Annotated in this window: 2 protein-coding genes; both read left to right on the top strand. The window is 71.8% G+C overall.

What is annotated here, in order from left to right; genetic code table 11:
* Nucleotides 1-603, top strand: a 603-nt coding sequence (locus G6021_RS12270; RefSeq protein ID WP_347237867.1) for a DUF6541 family protein, incomplete at its 5' end; no start/stop codon positions are given.
* Between the two features lie 89 nt (nucleotides 604-692).
* Nucleotides 693-1,556 (top strand): SDR family NAD(P)-dependent oxidoreductase (locus G6021_RS12265; protein WP_182641407.1); only part of this gene is annotated, 864 nt, incomplete at its 3' end.

Raw genomic sequence — 1,556 nt, 5'->3', positions numbered from 1 at the left:
GCGGGCCTGCGGGTCGCGGTCGCCCTAGCCGCGCTGGTGGCCACCGGGTCGTGGGTCGTCCAGGCCTCGCCCGAGTACGCCGCGGCCGCGGGCGCGAACCAACGGGCGGGCAGGATGGTCGACAGTCACGATCTGCGGGCCTTCGACTGGCTCTCCGAGCAGCCACAGGCGTATTCGGGCCTGATCTACACCAACCCGGACGAGGGGTCGGGGTGGATGTACGCCACCAACGGGCTGCCCTCGACCGCACGCCACTACCTGCAGTCGGGCTCCACCGCACCGCTCACCACCCACTTGTTCTTCAGCATGGACCGGGCCGGGACCGACCCGAGGGTCGACGCCGCTCTCGACGAACTCGGCGTGACCTACGTGTACGTCAGCCCGCCCAATTACTGGGGATTCCAGAAGCCCAACGACCACCTGCTCCGGCTCGACCAGACCCCGGGCCTGGTCAAGGTCTACTCGGACTCCCAGGTGCGGATCTTCGCGGTCCGTGCCGCCTTCACCGAGGCCGAGCTCGCCCGGATCCTGGCCGACTCGCCGTTCCCGCCCGATGGACGTACGCCGCTGACCCGCGCCACCGCGCTGTACGGACGGGAGTGAGCGGGCCGGCCCGGGCCGGGTCGTATCCTTGGAGCTGTTGTCCGACAGGGCGCCGCGGCGGGTTCGCCGCACATCGGGAGGGGATCTGAATGAAGGCACTCGTGACGGGTGGGGCCGGGTTCATCGGGTCGACCCTGGTGGACCGCTTGCTGTCCGAGGGACACGAGGTGACGGTCGTCGACGACCTGTCACGGGGTCGGCTGGAGAACCTCACGAGCGCCCGCGAGGCCGGTTCGCGGTTCACCTTCCGGCAGGTGGACCTGACCGACCCCGCGATCGGGGACCTGGTGGCGGACCTCGCCCCGGAGGTCGTGTTCCACCTGGCCGCGCAGATCGACGTCCGCCTGTCGGTGGAGGACCCGGTGCATGACGCCGAGGTCAACGTGGTGGGCACCGTCCGGCTGGCCGACGCCGCCCGACGGGCCGGGGTGCGGCGGATCGTCTTCACCTCCTCGGGGGGATCGATCTACGGACCCGTCACCGACCTGCCGGTGGCCGAGTCTCGGCCGGTGGACCCGATGAGCCCCTACGCGGCGGGCAAGGTCGCGGGCGAGGTCTACCTGGAGATGTTCGCCAAGCTGTACGGCATCGAGTGGGCGGGCGTGGCGCCGGCCAACGTGTACGGGCCGCGTCAGGACCCGCACGGCGAGGCCGGGGTGGTGGCGATCTTCGCCCAGCGCCTGCTGGCCGGGGAGCAGACCCGGGTCTTCGGGGACGGGGGCAACACCCGGGACTACGTGTTCGTCGACGACGTGGTGGACGCCTTCGTTCGCGCCGCGACCGTTCCGGCCGCCGCCGGACTGCGCTTCAACGTGGGCACCGGAATCGAGACCAGCGACCGCGAACTGCACACCCTGGTGGCCGCGGCGGCGGGATCGGGGGACGACCCCGAGTACGCACCCGCGCGTCTGGGGGACGTCGCACGCTCGGCGCTGGACGCCGGCCGCGCCGCC

This window comes from Dietzia sp. CW19, assembly GCF_014145265.1.
GTDB classification, from domain to species: Bacteria; Actinomycetota; Actinomycetes; order Mycobacteriales; family Mycobacteriaceae; genus Dietzia; species Dietzia natronolimnaea.
This window is presented reverse-complemented; position numbering and strand designations above follow the sequence as displayed.